The sequence below is a fragment of the Aquabacter sp. L1I39 genome, assembly GCF_017742835.1.
Classification (GTDB): Bacteria; Pseudomonadota; Alphaproteobacteria; order Rhizobiales; family Xanthobacteraceae; genus L1I39.
Genome location: NZ_CP072392.1, coordinates 3,354,761 through 3,371,179, shown reverse-complemented (window position 1 = coordinate 3,371,179; position 16,419 = coordinate 3,354,761). Strand labels below are relative to the sequence as shown.

At 68.4% G+C, this 16,419-nt stretch carries 12 protein-coding genes and 1 pseudogene; 5 read left to right on the top strand and 8 right to left on the bottom strand.

Going from position 1 to position 16,419, the window contains the following annotated elements; genetic code table 11:
* Position 1: 1 nt before the first annotated feature.
* From J5J86_RS15255 to J5J86_RS24680, 4 genes and pseudogenes are all read right to left on the bottom strand, one after another.
* Complete coding sequence (locus tag J5J86_RS15255; RefSeq protein WP_209099453.1) at positions 2–265, bottom strand: acyl carrier protein; 264 nt, start codon at positions 263–265, stop codon at positions 2–4.
* Positions 262–1,467 carry a cytochrome P450 gene (locus J5J86_RS15250; protein ID WP_209099452.1) on the bottom strand — a complete coding sequence of 402 codons (1,206 nt, stop codon included), beginning with the start codon at positions 1,465–1,467 and terminating at the stop codon, positions 262–264. The genes J5J86_RS15255 and J5J86_RS15250 overlap by 4 nt, the downstream gene beginning before the upstream one ends.
* Positions 1,464–2,522, bottom strand: coding sequence for an AMP-binding protein (locus J5J86_RS15245; RefSeq protein WP_209099451.1), 1,059 nt, complete (start codon positions 2,520–2,522; stop codon positions 1,464–1,466). Before J5J86_RS15245 ends, J5J86_RS15250 begins: the two co-directional genes overlap by 4 nt.
* Before the next feature lie 82 nt (positions 2,523–2,604).
* A pseudogene (locus J5J86_RS24680) lies at positions 2,605–3,054 on the bottom strand (AMP-binding protein); the annotation flags it as partial.
* 360 nt (positions 3,055–3,414) lie between these two features.
* Here J5J86_RS24680 and J5J86_RS15240 point away from each other — a divergent pair.
* From J5J86_RS15240 to J5J86_RS15230, 3 genes are read left to right on the top strand one after another with little or no spacing between them, the layout of a single operon-like run.
* The gene (locus J5J86_RS15240; RefSeq protein WP_209099449.1) at positions 3,415–5,850 is read left to right on the top strand and encodes a glycosyltransferase family A protein; all 2,436 of its coding nucleotides are present in this window, start codon (positions 3,415–3,417) and stop codon (positions 5,848–5,850) included.
* A gap of 10 nt (positions 5,851–5,860) precedes the next feature.
* On the top strand, positions 5,861–6,562 hold the full coding sequence (locus tag J5J86_RS15235; RefSeq protein WP_209099447.1) for an O-methyltransferase: 702 nt from the start codon (positions 5,861–5,863) through the stop codon (positions 6,560–6,562).
* A gap of 11 nt (positions 6,563–6,573) precedes the next feature.
* Positions 6,574–7,182 carry a class I SAM-dependent methyltransferase gene (locus J5J86_RS15230; RefSeq protein ID WP_209099445.1) on the top strand — a complete coding sequence of 203 codons (609 nt, stop codon included), beginning with the start codon at positions 6,574–6,576 and terminating at the stop codon, positions 7,180–7,182.
* On the opposite strand, the gene J5J86_RS15225 is transcribed toward J5J86_RS15230, so the two are convergent.
* On the bottom strand, positions 7,172–7,960 hold the full coding sequence (locus J5J86_RS15225) for an IclR family transcriptional regulator (protein ID WP_209099443.1): 789 nt from the start codon (positions 7,958–7,960) through the stop codon (positions 7,172–7,174). The genes J5J86_RS15230 and J5J86_RS15225 overlap by 11 nt on opposite strands.
* Positions 7,961–8,166: 206 nt before the next feature.
* Here J5J86_RS15225 and J5J86_RS15220 point away from each other — a divergent pair, with 206 nt between their 5' ends.
* Both J5J86_RS15220 and J5J86_RS15215 read left to right on the top strand, forming a co-directional pair.
* Positions 8,167–9,198 carry a Bug family tripartite tricarboxylate transporter substrate binding protein gene (locus J5J86_RS15220; protein ID WP_209099441.1) on the top strand — a complete coding sequence of 344 codons (1,032 nt, stop codon included), beginning with the start codon at positions 8,167–8,169 and terminating at the stop codon, positions 9,196–9,198.
* 101 nt (positions 9,199–9,299) lie between these two features.
* Positions 9,300–10,982 carry an FAD-dependent oxidoreductase gene (locus tag J5J86_RS15215; RefSeq protein WP_209105410.1) on the top strand — a complete coding sequence of 561 codons (1,683 nt, stop codon included), beginning with the start codon at positions 9,300–9,302 and terminating at the stop codon, positions 10,980–10,982.
* A gap of 67 nt (positions 10,983–11,049) precedes the next feature.
* On the opposite strand, the gene J5J86_RS15210 is transcribed toward J5J86_RS15215, so the two are convergent.
* From J5J86_RS15210 to J5J86_RS15200, 3 genes are all read right to left on the bottom strand, one after another.
* Positions 11,050–12,483 (bottom strand): NAD-dependent succinate-semialdehyde dehydrogenase, encoded by a 1,434-nt coding sequence (locus tag J5J86_RS15210; RefSeq protein ID WP_209099439.1) that lies wholly within the window; start codon positions 12,481–12,483, stop codon positions 11,050–11,052.
* A 214-nt stretch (positions 12,484–12,697) separates the two neighbouring features.
* On the bottom strand, positions 12,698–14,875 hold the full coding sequence (gene mdoH / locus J5J86_RS15205; protein WP_209099436.1) for a glucans biosynthesis glucosyltransferase MdoH: 2,178 nt from the start codon (positions 14,873–14,875) through the stop codon (positions 12,698–12,700).
* On the bottom strand, positions 14,863–16,371 hold the full coding sequence (locus tag J5J86_RS15200; protein ID WP_446698690.1) for a glucan biosynthesis protein: 1,509 nt from the start codon (positions 16,369–16,371) through the stop codon (positions 14,863–14,865). The genes mdoH and J5J86_RS15200 overlap by 13 nt, the downstream gene beginning before the upstream one ends.
* Positions 16,372–16,419 lie beyond the last annotated feature (48 nt).

Genomic DNA, 16,419 nt, shown 5'->3' with positions numbered 1-16,419 from the left:
GTCAGACCTCCTCTTCCTGCGCCAGGCGCCGGCCGAGAATGGCCACCACGCCATTGATGGTGGGATCGTCGAAGAACCAGCTGGGATCGATCTCGATCTCGAACGCCTCCTCCATCACCCCCGCCATGACGATCACCTCCACGGAATCCAGGCCATAGGTGTCAAAATTGGCGTCGAGCGGAATGTCCTCCTTGCCCATGCTGAGCGAGGTGGCGGCATAGTTCACCAGCCAGTCCCGCAAGGCGCCGGGGGAAAGTGTGGTCATGAGGAAAGCCCCTTCCTGTGGGCGGTGATCCGCATCGGCAGGCGGGCCGGGCGGCGGACGCCGAGCTGCATGTGCCAGTCCGGCCGGGTGTCTTCGAGGATGCAGCGATAGTCGCGGCTGACCAGTTCCAGGAACAGGCTAAGCTGCATCCGCCCCAGATTGGCGCCGAGGCACACATGGGCCCCGCTGCCGAAGAAGAGCGGGACGGGTCCGGTGCGATCGAGGGCGAAGGTGGTGGGATCGTCATAGGCGGCAGGATCGAAATTGCCGCTTTCCACCTCGCATACCATCTGCGTGCCCGCCGGAATGAGGCTGCCGCCCACCTCCAGGTCGCGCACCGCCACGCGCTGGATCAGCACGCTCAGCACCGAGCTGTAGCGCAGCACTTCGTCCACGGCGGTGCGGTTGAGCTCCGGCCGGCGCGCCAGGGCGTCGAACCCGCCATGGAGCGCCAGCAGATAGAGCGCCGCCGAGAAGGAGGCGCCGATGGCGTGGGTGGCGGCGAAGATGAAGGTGGTGAAGGTGTTGATGAGATCTGTATCGGACAGCTGCGCCTCGCCGCGCCCGGCCGAGATCAGCTCGGCAATGGCCGGCACCGGCGTGTTGCCGAACACCGCGCTGGCCACCAGGCGATGCAGCTCCGCCGCGCGCCGTTCCAGATCCGAATAGGCCCGGATCGGCAGATAGGGAAAGAGCCCCTCGTCCAGCACATCGAGGGCGATGTTGCGCACGCGGGCGATGACCGCCTCGGGCAGACCGAGGGCGGCGGAGGCCACCTGGATGGGCAACGGCGAGCACAGGTCCGCGGTGGCATCCACCGTGCCGCCATGGGCGAGCCCATCGAGCGCGGCGCGCATCTGCGCGGCCACGCGCTCGCGCGGGGCGGCGTCCGTCATGTGCCGCACCATGGCGCGGTAGAGCGGCCGCACCGCCGTGTGGAAGGGTGCATTGCGGGCGAGGAAAAAGCCGCCGATGAGATTGCCGAAATGGGTGATGTCGGCGCCCTGCCGGCGCGCCACGCGCATGAGGCCGGCATAGGCGTCCGCGCATTCCACGTCGGGATGGCGGATGACCTTGAGGAGATCGGCGTGGCGGCTCACCCGCCAGAACTTGCCGCTCTCCATGGGGGTGGGCGGACCATGGCGGATGTCGAGCCAATAGGGGTGGGCGCGGGCGGCCTGCTCGGCTTCGGCAAGGCTCATGGCCGCCCCTCGCCGCCGGTCAGGAGGTGCTGGAACTGGCGCCGCGTCTCCTCGCGCATCAGTTTGCCGCTGGGCGTGCGGGCGATGGCGCCCGGGGGCACCACCAGGATATCGGCGGGCAGGAGGCCGTGCGCCTCAGCTACGGTGCGGGAAATGGCGGCCTTCAGAGGCTCAACCCCCTCCGGCCCGCCCGCCCGCTCGCAGACGATGGAAAAGCCCTCGTCCGTGCCGGGCGCGGCGAAGACCGCCGCCTCCAGGGGGCCGCCCGCGTCTTCAATGATACGGACGGTGGCCTCGATGTCCTCGGCATAATGGTTGGCGCCGCGCAGGATGATCATGTTCTTCAGCCGCCCCACCACGTGCAGCGCCCCATCCACCCAGCGGCCGAGATCGCCCGTGCGCAGATAGGCGATGCCGTCCACCTCCACCCGGCGTTCGGGATCGGGCACCGCCATGCCTGTCTGCGGATCCCAGAAGCCCGGACTGACGCCGGGCCCGGCGACGCAGATCTCCCCCACCTCGCCCTCGCGCACCACGCCATCCTCCGCCAGGAGAAGGACGCGCGTCGCGCCGTGGGGGCGGCCGCAGGCGACGGAGGGACGCTCGGCCGTCGCGCCTGACGACGCGCGCACGGGGAAGGTGCGCACGTCCGGCTCGATGCCGACATCCCCTCCTGTGACCATCAAGGTGGCCTCGGCCAACCCGTAGCAGGGATAGAGCGCGCCCGGCCGGAAGCCGGCCGGCGCCACATGGGCGGCGAAGCGCGCCAGGGTTTCGGCGCGCACCGGCTCGGCCCCGCAATAGGCCATCGTCCAGCGCGACAGGTCGAGCCGCGCCACCGCCTCGGAAGGCACCGCGCGCACCACCATGTCATAGGCGAAATTGGGCGCTCCGCTGGTGGTCGCGCCAAAACGATCGATCGCGGCCAGCCAGCGCAGCGGCTTCTGGAGGAAGGCCAGCGGCGACATGAGCGTGGTCTCTGCGCCCAGGAACAGGGGCGTGAGCGCATTGCCGATGAGGCCCATATCGTGGTGCAGCGGCAGGGACGGATCCAAGGGGGGGCTCCCGCTTCAGTTCCTCCACCGCCAGCACCCGCACCCCCTGCGACACCAGGGCCGCCATCTCTGCCACGTCCGCCGAGGCCGCAAGAGCGGCGGGGCAGATCAGCGCGGCGGGACGCACATGCGTGACAATGCCCCGCGTGCGGGCGAGCGCCCGGCGGTCGGCGAGCGAGGGGACGGGCACGGCGATGGCGCCGGAAAACAGACAGCCCAGAAACGCCCGCACATAGTCAAGCCCTTGGGGCAGCAGCAAAATGACTGGGCGCCCCGTCAGGCCCAAGCCCCTCAGCCCACCAGCGATCGCCCGCGCGGTCACGCCGAGGGAAGCATAAGTGTCGGTGTCGCTCTCGCGTTCGCCACGATCCAGGTAGCGCAACGAAACCCGGTCTCCGGACAGCCGCGCGTGGGCGGCGATGACGGCCGCCAAGGTGGGCGCGGGCGTGGAAGCCTCGGCGAGCGGCTCCTGGCCGCCCGCGCCGGACGGCACGCGCAAAGGTCCATGGGGAACCGGTTCTGGCTTGAACATTCGGGATGAGCCGCACAGGGGATGTCACTACGCGCCTCAATGCTCGATACCTGGATAATCAATGGAAGAAAACAACTTTATGGACTATTCGCGAATATCACGAAGTGGAAAAACAATTCAACTCAAAGTATAAAAATATTTCATTTTCTTAGTTTCGGACCATTATACCTCATTACATAATGTTAATGCAAAGCTGAAGGAGAATAATTCGACACCTCGCAGCCAGATATTCATTGGCAAGATGTATTGCGCGTGGGAATGCAGGAACATAAGGTCATTACGAAGCGTGAGGCACGCCGACCCCACACGCCCTTTCCTGAACACCCCCTCCCGCAGCCCTCCAGCGGCGAGACAAGAAGAATGAACGTGCCGCTCCGCGCACATAGCGTTGCCTATCCCGAAGCAGGTGTCGCCGAGCACCCCGGAATGAGCGGGGACCGCAGGAGCCTTGTCCTGTCGAGGGAACTGACCATCGCATGCAAGCACTTCAGCGACCTGCCCGCCATTGCGGTGGAGATGCCGTCCGGCAATAACGGCGTGCCGACCCTGCACTGGCCGGTACCGCACGGCTATGTGCGCTTCTATCTGAGCCTTGACGGCATGCCCGCCGCCCTGGACGGCCCGGCCATCGCCGCCACCGCGCGGGCACGGCTGGACCTTTGCCCGATCACTGAAAGCCTGACCTGCGACTGGGTCGCCCTGCTGCGGCGCGAGGAAAAAGGTGCGTTCCTCTTCCATCGCAAGCTGGAAGACAATGTGCGCTTCACCGCCCATGACACCCAACGGTCGTGGTCGGTGCCCCTTCCTGCCCAGGAGCACTCTCCCACCACGGCTTTCTTTCTCGGCTTCCAGCTGCCTGCGTCCGAGGCTCATTTCCAGCTGTGCCATTTCGGCCTCCGGCTGCTGGCCACCGAAAGCGAGCGGGGCGCTCTGAAATCACCCCTGCCCGGCTTCCTGGAGGGGTGGTCCGCCGCCGACGACGCCGTGCTCCAAGCGACCACCGGAGCGCACGAGACGGCCTGGTCAGTGAAGGTGGGGCACGGACGCTTCACCCTCCCCCTCGGCCGCCCGGATGGACCTCCCCCGACCATTGCCCGCCTTGTCTCCGGCGATACCCTCCTGGCCTTCCTGGACATGGAAGCCGCCGGAGAACCGGCGCCGGAGGACGCCTCCACAGCCCCGGCTGGCACGGTTTCGGCCCAGGAGGCGGAACGGCTTTACAAGGAGGGCCGGATCGAGCTCCTGTGGATGCTGTCGGCCCCCGCGCGGCGGGAGGCAGGCGCAGAACCGCAGACAGCGGACCGCTACGCCCTCGACCTCTTCCGTTCCCGCGCCCTGCTCGACCTCAACGCCGCCGACAGCGCTTATGCCGGGCTCAAGGCCGCGCTTGCGGATACCAGCCGGTTCGACAGCTTCTCGGCGGATACGCAGCGGCGCATGCGGCTGAGCCTGGTGCGCGCGTGCCTGCGCAGCGGCAGGGTGTCGGACGCCGAGAAGGCGCTCCTTGAGATGCAGGCCGCCGACCCCTTCGACTGGGAAATCTATTTTCACCTCGCCACCCTCACGGGGGCCGCGCAATCCAAGCAGCGCGACACCTATCTGCATATCGCCGACAGCCTCAATCCCAACCTGCCGACGCCCGCACTCACGGTGATCCTGGAGGATCTGCTGGCGCAGCATCGCGGGGAGGAAGCCTGGGTGCGGGCGCTAAAAGAGATCAAGGGGCGGGGGGCACGCGGTGTGGACCTGTGGCTCGCACTCGCCAACACGCACCTCGCCCGCGGCGACCGCGTCAATTGGGCGGCCTGCGTCCGGCGCATATTCTCGCAGAACGGACTTTCGGAACCGAATCTGGAAGTGGCGCGCGATCCCGGCGAGGACGTGTTCCATTGCCTCGCAGGGACCGCCGTGCCGCTGCCCGCACCGGAAGGCGCGCCACTCGTCACCGTCATCATGACCGCCTACAATGCCGAGCGCACCATCAAGGCGGCGGTCCATTCCGTGCTCGCCCAGACCTACCGCAACCTGCGCTTGGTGGTGGTGGACGACCACAGCACCGACGACACGCGCGCCATACTTGGCCAGATCCAGGCCCAGGACGGGCGGCTGGAGATCCTCCAGACGCCCTTCAATGCCGGCACCTATTTCGCCAAAAACCTCGCGCTCGCCGCCCGCTCGTCCGATTATTTCACCTTCCACGATTCCGACGACTGGATGCATCCCGAACGCATCGCGCTTCACCTGGAAGCCATGCAGGCGGACCCCCGGCTCGCCTGCACCATGTCGCGCTGGTATCGCATGGACCAGCGCGGCACCGCCGTCGCGCGCCGTTCGGGCGGCTATGTGCACGACAATCCCGCCTCCACTTTCTTCCATGCCAGCCTGGTCGAGCGTATCGGCTTCTTCGACTGCGTGCGCACCGGCGCGGACACCGAGTTCGTGGGCCGTATCCGGCGCCGCTTCGGCGATGCCAGCCTCAAGGTCATCCCCAAGCCGCTGGCCATCGGCCTGCATCATTCCGCCTCCCTTACCCGGTCCGGGGCCGCGGCCTTTGACGAGCACCGCTTTTCCGCCCCCCGGCTCGCTTATTGGGAATCCTGGGTGGACTGGCACCGGCGCTGCGTCCTGGGCGAGGGCGGGGTGCAGGATCTCTATCTGCCCTTCCCCCACCATCCGCGCCGGTTCGCGGCGCCGCCGGAAATCCTGTCCGAGGGCCCGGCGGGCCGCGGGGACGCGTCGACGGGAGAATTGCCCACCCGCGGCGCATCGGGGGAGCCGCGCCGACGCAGCGCGTGAGGAGACAGGAATGGGATCAGACAGCCCGAGGGAGGCGCCGGTGAGCGAGGCCGAGGACAGCAGCCGTCAGCAGCAGAAGGACCTGCAGAGGGACGCCTTCATGGCCGAGGTGGCCTCCTGGTTCGAGGGCAAGACTTTCACCACCGACTGGGTGACGCGCAAGGCGATGCGCTGGCACCGTTTTCTGCGCGGCCTGCGCAAGGAGAAGGCCGATGTCCTGGAAGTGGGCACATTCGAGGGGCGCAGCGCCGTCTTCATGCTGAACTACCTGCCGCACGCCCGCATCACCTGCGTCGATTTCTTCAAGGGCGAGCTCGACGCGCGCTTCGACACCAACCTGGCCCCCTATGGCGACCGCGTGACCAAGCTGAAGGGCAGCGCCGCGGGCCACCTGGACGCGCTCGGTCAAGCCCAAGCCCGGTACGACCTGATCTATCTCGACGCGGGCAAGCGGAGGGACGATGCGCTGGCCCTTTCGCTTCTGGCCTGGCCCCTTCTGAAGACCAGCGGCATCTTCATCTGGGACGATTATGACTGGGGCCTCGACCGCCCGCCGGCCGAACGCCCCCATGACGGCATCGCCACCTTCCTGAAGCTGCATGAGGCAGACTACAACCTGCTCTGGGACAAGGGCCAGGTGTTCGTCCAGCGCGTGAGCCCGCCCGACGGTGGCCCCGGCCACAGCCCCCACAACCCGAATCTTTCCTATTGATGGCCGGCCCCATGGACGCGCAGGAGACAGGCGAGCACGACAAGTGGGTCGCCTATTGGAACGACCGCTTCGACCTCATCTACTACCAGGCCGTGGACTACATCATCCGGACGGTCGGCGCGCCCGCCACATCGCTCCTGGACGTGGGCACGGGCGGCTGTCCCTATCTGGAGTGGTTCGACTGGATCGAGCGGCGGGTCTCCATCGACATCCGCAAGCCCTATTCTTCCGCCAAAGTGCAGGGCCTGAACGCCAATATCCTCACCGACCCGGTGCCGGACGGCTTCGACCTTTGCACCTGCCTCCAGGTGCTCGAGCATGTGCCGGATGCCGGCCCCTTCGCCCGGAAGCTGACGGAGCTGGCGCGCACCGTCATTGTGTCCGTGCCGCTCATGTGGCCGGAAGGCAAGACCCAGGGCCATGTGCACGATCCGGTTGATCTGGATAAGCTGTCCGGCTGGTTCGGCCGGCTGCCCAATTACCACATGACCGTCCAGGAGCCGCTAAGGCGCACCAAGAACCGGCGCCTGATCGCCATTTACGACCAGGACCCCAAGCGCGTGTTCGGCACCGACCTCATCGCTGGCCGACGCCCGAAGCCGGCGCGCGTCACGAACTGAGTGCACCCTCCCCCCGCAGCCGGGCGGAAATCTCGTCCGCTGCCGCGCGGATGCGGGGAACGATGCCAGCCCGCTCCTCGGCGGACAGCCACAGGCCCACGAACGCCGTGCTGATGCCGGCAATGGCCTCCCCCCGCCCGTTGCGCACCGCCACCCCCACGCCGCTCACCCCCGGCGTGAACAGGTCGTCATGCTCGGCAAAGCCCAGAGCGCGCGTGCGCTCCACAGCCGCGAGGAAGGCCGCCTCATCGAAATCGGGCCGCTGGCGGTAGCGCTCCCGGTTGGCGGCAATGAAATCCTGCATCTGATCTTCCGGCAGGGCGGCGAGCAGGGCCATGGAGCCGGCGCCGATGCCCAGCGGCTCGCGACTGCCCACCTGAAGGACGAGAGTCTGGATGCGCCGCCCGCTTTCCTCGCGGGCGACACAGACCGAATCCGGGCCGGCCCGCACCACCAGATAGATGGGCTGAGCGATGGCGAGGGCGAGCCGCGCCATGGGCGCATTCGCCACCGCGCTGAGCGGATGGCAGGCGGCCGCCCCCGCCCCCAGGGCCAGCACTTCCAATCCCAGCTGGAAGCCGACGCCATCGGGCGCCCGCGCCACCCAGCCGGCGGCCTCCAGCATGTCAAGCACGCGGTGGACGGTGGGGCGCGGCAGGCCGGTCGCTCGGATCATGTCGCGCAGGCTGGCCCCGTCCGCCCCCGCCTGGGCGATGGCCCGCAGCAGAAGCTGCGCCCGCGCAAAACTGCCCCCGGCCTCTCGTCCCTCCTCCGCCATGACCCACTCCGTCCGATATTCGGACGACAGGGATGACACGAATGAGGCCCCGATGCCACCGGAATGAGCCTCTTGAATCTTGATAATTTAATATGTTAATCAAAAGACCTCACACCAAGCGAATAACCAGCGTCCGAAAAACGGACAGAACTGTTGCCCCGCGCATCCCCCGCCAGGCGCCGAGGCATCGACACAGGGAGCACGCCATGCCCGAGACACGATCCCCTCTCCGCGCTGACGCGCGCCCATCCCGCGCCTTCGGGCGCCGCACTTTGCTCAGTGCCTGCGCCGGCCTTGCCGCCGCCCTCCTGTGCGCCGTCGGACCGGCTTCGGCCCAGACCTATCCCACCCGTCCGGTGACGCTGGTGGTGCCCTATGCGCCGGGCGGCGCCAGCGATGCGCTGGGACGCCTCGTCGCCAAATGGCTCCAGGAAAAGCTCGGCCAGCCCTTCGTGGTGGAAAACCGCCCGGGCGCCGGCTCGGCGGTGGGGGCCGATTTCGTGGCGCGCGCAACGCCCGACGGCTACACGCTGCTGCTCGCCACCAGCACCACGCTCGCCATCAATCCGGCGCTTTACAAGAAGCTGCCCTATGACCCCCTCACCTCCTTCACGCCCGTGGGCCTCGTCGCCAACGTGCCCTTCGTTCTGGTGGCCAATCCGTCCACCGGCGTGAAGACGCTGAAGGACTTCGTCGCCCTGGCGAAGGCCAAGCCCGGCACCCTCACCTATGGCTCCGCCGGCAATGGCTCGCCCCAGCACCTGTTCATGGAGCTGCTGAAGACCAGCACCGGCATTGACGTGATCCATGTGCCCTACAAGGGCAGCGCGCCGGCCATGAACGATTTGGTGGGCGGGCAGATTTCCCTCATGGTGTCGGACCTCGCGCCCGCGCTCGGCCAGATCCAGGCGGGCAAGATCACCCCGCTGGGCGTGACCACCGCCCAGCGCCTCCCCGGCCTGCCGGACGTGCCGACCCTGGCCGAGGCGGGTGTTGCCGGCTACGAGGCGACTGCCTGGCAGGGCATTGTGGGCCCGGCCGGGCTTCCGCCGGACATCGTCTCGGCGCTCAGCGCGCAGCTGCGCGCCTTCGTGGCGGATCCGGCGACGGCGGAAGCCTTCGCGCGGATCGGCCTGCAGCCGATCTCGGACACCCCTTCGGAATTTGCCGCATACATCCGCACGGAGATTGGCAAATGGGGGCCCGTGGTGCGGGCGACCGGCGCGACCGCGGACTGAACCGCTCCCTCATCGCCTCCCGCCCGTTGATCGGCCGCGCCCCGGCGCGGCCCGCCTTGCGCATGCCCAGCCCCACAGAGGCCTCGCTCATGACTGCGTCCATGACCGCCCCGCCGACCACTGCCCCGCGGACCGTTCCGTCCCAGCCCCTTGCCACCTCCGTGCTCGTCGTCGGCGCCGGCCCTGTCGGCCTCACCCTCGCGCTCGACCTCGCCGCCCGGGGCATTGATGTGACGGTGGTGGAGATGCGGGCCGCCGGTGAGCCACCGAACGTGAAGTGCAACCACGTCTCGGCCCGCTCCATGGAAATCTTCCGCCGCCTCGGCGTTGCCAGCGCCCTGCGCAATGCTGGACTGCCGGAGGACTATGCCAATGACGTGTCCTACCGCACCTCGACGGTGGGCGCGGAGATCACCCGCATTCCCATTCCCTGCCGGCGCGACCGCTACACCGCGAAGGAGGGACCGGACACCTGGTGGCCTACCCCCGAGCCGCCCCACCGCATCAACCAGATTTACCTTGAACCCATCCTGTTCGCCCATGCGGCGCGCCAGCCCGGAATCCGCATCCTCAACCGCACGCAGGTGGAGCGCTTCACCCAGGACGAGACGGGCGTCACCGCCACCGCCCGCGACCTGGAAACCGGCGCCGCCTTTGAGATCAAGGCCGCCTATCTGGTGGGCTGCGACGGCGGCAAGTCGGAGATCCGCCGCCAGATGGGCGCGCGGCTCGAAGGCGACGCGGTGGTTCAGCGCGTCCAGTCCACCCTCATCCGTGCGCCCGACCTCATCGCGCGCATGCAGCTACCGCCGGCCTGGTCCATGTTCACCCTCAATCCCCGCCGCAGCGGCAACATCTACGCCATTGACGGGAAAGAGCTTTGGCTGGTGCACAACTATCTGCGCGACGACGAAGCGGACTTCGACGCGGTGGACCGCGACTGGGCCATCCGCACCATTCTCGGCGTCGGCCCGGACTTTTCCTATGACGTCGTGAGCAAGGAGGACTGGTTCGGCCGCCGCCTTGTGGCCAACCGCTTCCGCGATCGCCGCGTCTTCATCTGCGGCGATGCCGCCCATATCTGGGTGCCCTATGCGGGCTATGGCATGAATGCGGGCATCGCGGACGCCACCAACCTGTCCTGGCTGCTGGCGGCCCATCTGAACGGCTGGGGCGGCCCGGTCATTCTCGACGCCCACGAGGCCGAGCGCCAGCCCATCACCCAGCAGGTCTCCCATTTCGCCATGCGCCATGCGGAAGAAATGGCCAAGCGCCGCCGCGCGGTGCCGACCGATATTGAGAAGCCGGGGCCGGAGGGCGATGCCCTGCGCGCCGCCTTCGGGCAGGATGTGTATGATCTCAACGTGCAGCAATATTGCTGCGCCGGCCTGAACTTCGGCTATTTCTACGACCGCTCGCCGCTCATCGCCTATGATGGGGAGGCCCAGCCGGCTTATGGCATGGGCACGTTCGAGCCCTCCACCGTTCCCGGCTGCCGGGCGCCCCATTTCTGGCTGGCCGATGGCCGCTCGCTCTATGACGCGCTCGGCCCCGACTACACCTTGCTGCGCTTCGACCCGTCGCTCGACGTGAGCGGCCTGGCCTCAGCCGCGCGGGCGGCGCGCGTTCCCCTGGCGGTGCTGGACATCACCCCGACACCAGAGGCCGCCCCTTATGACCGCAAGGCCGTGCTGGTGCGCCCCGATCAGCACATCGCCTGGCGCGGCGATGTCCTTCCCGACCGGCCGGACGCGCTGATCGCCCGCATTAGCGGGACGCTGTGAGCGACCGGCCGCTCCGTGACGCACAAAAAGGCCGCGCGCGACACGCCCGACCCTTCTCCCTCAATCCTCAAAGACCCGCCTGGGACACGAACTTGGGGTTCAGATAGGCCTCGATGGCCTCCAGGCCGCCTTCCGAGCCGAAGCCGGAATCCTTCACGCCGCCGAACGGCACTTCCGGCAAAGCGAGGCCCAGATGATTGATGGTCATCATGCCCGCTTCCACCGAGTTGGCGATGGCGTTGGCGGTCTTGGCCGAGCGGGTATAGGCGTAGGAGGCAAGGCCGTAGGGCAGACGGTTCGCCTCTTCCACCGCCTCGTCGAAGTCGGCGAAGGGGAAGATCATGGCCAGCGGACCGAAGGGCTCCTCGTTCATCATCCGCATCTCGCGGTTGACGCCCGTGACCACGGTCGGCTCGAAGAAATAGCCCTTATTGCCGATGCGGTTGCCGCCGGTGGCGATCTCCGCCCCCTTCTGGGTGGCGTCCGCCAAGAGCGCCTCAAGGGCCGGCACGCGGCGGGGATTGGCGAGCGGGCCCATCTGGGTGCCGGCCTCCAGGCCATTGCCCACCTTCAGCGACTTGGCATAGGCGACGAAGCGCTCCACGAACTGGTCGTAGGCCTTCTCCTGCACCATGAAGCGGGTGGGCGAGACGCACACCTGGCCGGCATTGCGGAACTTGGCCGCCGCGATCTGCTTGGCCGCCGCCTCGATGTCCGCATCCTCGAACACGATGACGGGGGAATGGCCGCCCAGCTCCATGGTGACCCGCTTCATGTGCAGGCCGGCCAGCGCCGCAAGCTGCTTGCCCACGGGGGTGGAGCCGGTGAAGGTGACCTTCCGGATGACCGGATGGGGGATGAGATATTCGCTGATCTCGGCGGGCACGCCATAGACGAGGTTGACGACACCCGCCGGAACGCCCGCATCCACGAAGGCACGGATGAGCTCGGCTGGGGAGGCCGGGGTCTCCTCGGGGGCCTTCACGATGATGGAGCAGCCCGCCGCCAGCGCGGCCGAGACCTTGCGCACCACCTGGTTGATGGGGAAGTTCCAGGGCGTGAAGGCGGCCACGGGACCCACCGGCTCCTTGATGACCAGTTGGTAGATGCCCGGCGCGCGGGCGGGCACCACGCGGCCATAGGCGCGGCGGGCCTCCTCGGCGAACCAGTCGATGATGTCGGCGGCGGCGAGCGTCTCCACTTTGGCCTCGCCCAGCGGCTTGCCCTGCTCCTGGGTCATCAGGGGCATGATGTCGGCCACGCGCTCGCGCAGGAGGTCGGCGGCCTTGCGCATCACCTTGGCGCGGTCATAGGCGGAGACCTTGGACCACTGCCGGAAGCCCTTCTCGGCCGCCGCCAGCGCGGCGTCGAGATCGCTGCGGGAAGCATGGGCGACCGTGCCGATCACCTCTTCGGTGGCCGGGTTGAGCACCTCGATGGTGCGGCCACCCTCGGCCGCGCGCCACTGGCCGTCAATGTGGAGCAGAACGTCGCGATACATGGATGCCTCTGAGCTTATGGGATTGCGGCGGCCGCAGGACGGTCGTCCGCTGAATCGGCGCGCAACCTAGCACGCCCGGCGCCGGTTTCGAGGTTCCCCTGACGCAAGGCAGGGCGCCGCGCTTATGCGTGCCGCGAAGGCACCGGAACAGAAATGGGGAACGCCGCCCGGCGCGCGCGGGGCGACCGCGCATGGCCTCCCCCGGCGCGGCCCGTCAAGCCGCGGCACCCGCCGCCGCGGGCGAAGCCCCTTCCGGCAAGGCCAGCAGCCCCGCGAGAGCCACGTCGTCGCCGAGCGCTGCCACCTTCTCGCGGGGCGTGAGGCGCGCCAGGGCGTCCGCCCGGCTCGCCGCATCCTCCACCTTGGCGCGGGCGACGAGGCGCTCGGGCCGCACGTCTCCCGGTCGGCGGCGGCCACCCTCCGGCAGGCTGGCGCGATGAAAGGCGAGAAGAGCGGGATCGGCGGCAAGACGGGCCACGGCCTCCTGATGGGTCGGCCGCACCCCGCGGCGCAGGTCCGTGGCCTGTCGCAGCACGTCGGGCGGCGCGCGATCTTCGGGGATGCTGAGCCAGACCGGCCCGGTCGAAGCACGTCCCGTCAGCACGGCGAGCGGCACCGCCAGCAGCAGGCCGAGAATGACCGGCGACATCCAGGCCAGCAGCGGCCAGGAAATGGCGGCGGTGGCGGCGGTGAAGATCAGGCCGAGCAGCGTCTGCGGCAGGAATTGCCAGAAGGCCGCCCGCCAGCCGATGGAGCCATCGTCCCGCTGCTGGGGCTGCCAGCCGCCATCCCGCCCCGACAGGATGCTCAACACATGCAGCGACTGGGAGACCATGATGACCGGCGCACACAAGGCCGAGAGCAGGCATTCCCACAACAGGTTCAGGAAGGCCCAGCCCGCCCCGCCAAAGCCGCGCCGCGCCTCCCGGTCGAACAGCAGCGCGCCATAGGCGAAGAGCTTGGGTACCAGCAGCACCGCCATGGTGCCGCCGAACACCCAGGCCGCCCGGATGGGGTCCTGCGCCGGCCAGGTGGGAAAGAGGGCAAAGCCGGAGGGAAAATAGGTGGGCGGCACGAAGCGGGCCTGGAGCGCCGTCAAAAGCCCCGCCACCAGAAGCAGCAGCCACAGGGGCGCCGTCACATAGGAGCCGATGCCGGTGAGCAGATGGATGCGGGTCGGCGTGCGCAGGCCGCGGGCCGGCAGGATGGCCAGATGCTGAAGATTGCCCTGGCACCAGCGACGGTCGCGCACCGTCAGCTCGGACAAGGAAGGCGGCCCCTCCTCATAGCTGCCGGTGAGCTGGGGCAGCATGCGCACCCCCCATCCCGCCCGCAGCAGGAAGGCGGCCTCGATGAAGTCATGGCTCAGCACATGGCCGCCGAAGGGCTTGCGGCCCTTCAAATGCGGCAGGCCCGCGCTCTCGGCGAAGGCGCGGGTGCGGATGACGGCATTGTGGCCCCAATAATTGGAATGGGGCCCATGCCACCAGGCAAGCCCGCGCGCGATCAGCGGTCCATAGAGCCGCCCGGCAAATTGCTGGAGCCGCGCCAGCGGCGTGCGGCCGCCCACGATCACCGGCAAGGTCTGCACCAGCCCGAGGCCGGGGTCGGCCTCCAAGGCGGCGGTGGCGCGCACCACGCAATCGCCGGACATGACGCTATCCGCGTCCAGCACCAGCATGGCGTCATAGGCGCCGCCGAAGCGCGTCACCCATTCGGCGATGTTGCCCGCCTTGCGGTCCACATTCTCGGGTCGCCGACGATAATAGAGCTTCAGACCCGGCATGCGGGCGCGCAATGCCAGATACTCGGCCTCCTCCGCCACCCAGACATCAGCCTGGGTGGTGTCGCTCAGCACGAAGACGTCGAACAGGTCGCCGCGCCCCGTCTCCCCTAGCGAGTGGCACGTTGCCTCCAGCCCCGCAAACACCCGCGCGGGCTCCTCATTATAGACCGGCAGCAGGATGGCGGTGCGCAGGGACAAGGGCGGCAGCGGACCGTCAGGGCGGATACCCATGGGAAAGCGGGAGGCAATGAGGCCACCCAGCACGGTCATGAAGGACAAGGCGATCCAGACGAAGAGCACCACGAACAGCACCAGGACCAGCGCTTCCAGCGCTGTCAGGCCGCCCACGTCAAGCACCTGGTACATCTCGTAGCCGGCGAAAGCGGTGAGCAGGGCCGCGCCACCGAAGACGAAAAGGCGCCGGCCGGCGAGGCGTGCCTTCTCGCCCCGACCGGTCCGCATCGGCTCCCTGCGCCGGTGCAGAGGCTGGGCCGGCATGCTCAAGGGGGCCTCCGCCGGCAAGGCGGGCGCGGGGACGGGCGGGACCTCGTCTGCGCGCGGCGCGGGCGGGCGCACGCGGCGCCGGGGCGCGGCTACGCCGTCCATCGATACAGCCAGGTCTCGCTGACCGCATTGCCGCCGGCAAACAGGCCCGCGCGCAATTCGGACAGATCCACCCCCTTGGGCTCGAAGATGAAGGACAGGCGGGCGCCGGAAATGTCCGGGTTGGGCTGGAGAACCACGCTGGAAATGGTGCCGGCGCTGGCCGAGACGCGCGCCTCCACCTCCTCCAGCTTCAGCGTCTGGAGAGGCCCGTCCACGAGGTCCAGCACCATCAGCCGCCGTCCCCCATCCCCGCCCACCCGCATGTCGGCAAACCGGCACAGGCTGGCGGGTGTGGGCATGTCCCAGGTCCAATGCAGGCGGTAGGTGTAATTGTATTCCCCACCCTTGCGCAGCGGCTCCTTGGGCCGCCAGAAGGCGACGATATTGTCGTGGATCTCCTGGTCGGTGGGGATCTCCACCAATTGCACGGCGCCTTCGCCCCAGTCCCCGATGGGCTCCACCCACAGGCTTGGGCGCCGCTCGTAGCGCGCTTCCAGATCCTGGTAGTCGAAGAAGGAGCGCTGGCGCTGCATCAGGCCGAAGCCGCGCACATTGGCCCCGCCGAACTCGCTGATCTGGAGGCGGGACGGGTTGGCCAGCGGCCGCCAGAGATATTCGCCCCGCCCATCGATAATGCCGAGCCCCTGGGCATCGCGCACGGCGGGGCGGAAATCGTCGAAGCCGCTGCGGTCGCCGGGATCAAACAGGAACATGGAGGTTTGTGGTCCAAGCCCCGCCTCGGCCACATCCTGCCGGGGATAGAGCGCCATCTCCACCGTCATCACCGTGGTCTCGCCGGGGCGCAGAGTAAAGCGGAGCGCGGCCGCCGCGCTCGGGCTGTCCAGCAGGCCATGCATCACCACCGACGGCACGCCCGGCCGCGGCGTCTCGATCCAGAAGGCCTTGAAGATTGGGAATTCCTCGCCCTGGGGATGCCCCGTGCGAACGGCGAGCCCGCGGGCGGACGAGCCATAGACCTGCCCCTTGGCCACGGCGCGGAAATAGCTGGCCCCCTGGAACACCGCGATCTCGTCGAAATAATCCGGCCGGTTCAGCGGACCATGCAGCCGAAAGCCGGAAAAGCCGAGGTCCGTATTGCCCTGCGGCGCCTTCAAGCCATGCTCGAAGCGAAACAAGGCGGGATCGTAGCGCAGCCGGGTGGCCTTGCCCTCGGTGACCAGATGGATGTCCACCCGGTCGCGGAACAGGAAGCCGCGATGAAGGAGCTGGAGCTCGAACGGCAGGCCCTCGCCCCGCCAGATGGCGCGCTCGGCATTGAAGCGGATGTTGCGGTAATCATCATAGCTGAGCTTGTCCAGCTCGCCCGGCAGGCCGGTGTCGCCCGCCTTATAGGGGCTGGCGGCAAGAGTCCTGGCGAGCGTGCGCACCGTCCCGGCATCAAAGCGCGTGCTCTCCTCGGCGGGCGCGGCCTGCGCGGCAAAGACATCAAGGGCCGGAAGGAGGAGCCCTCCCAGCATCAAGCTTCTGCGATCGATCACGTCCATCTCCGCCTCGCCGGCCCGCGCGCGCGGGCCGGCACCGGG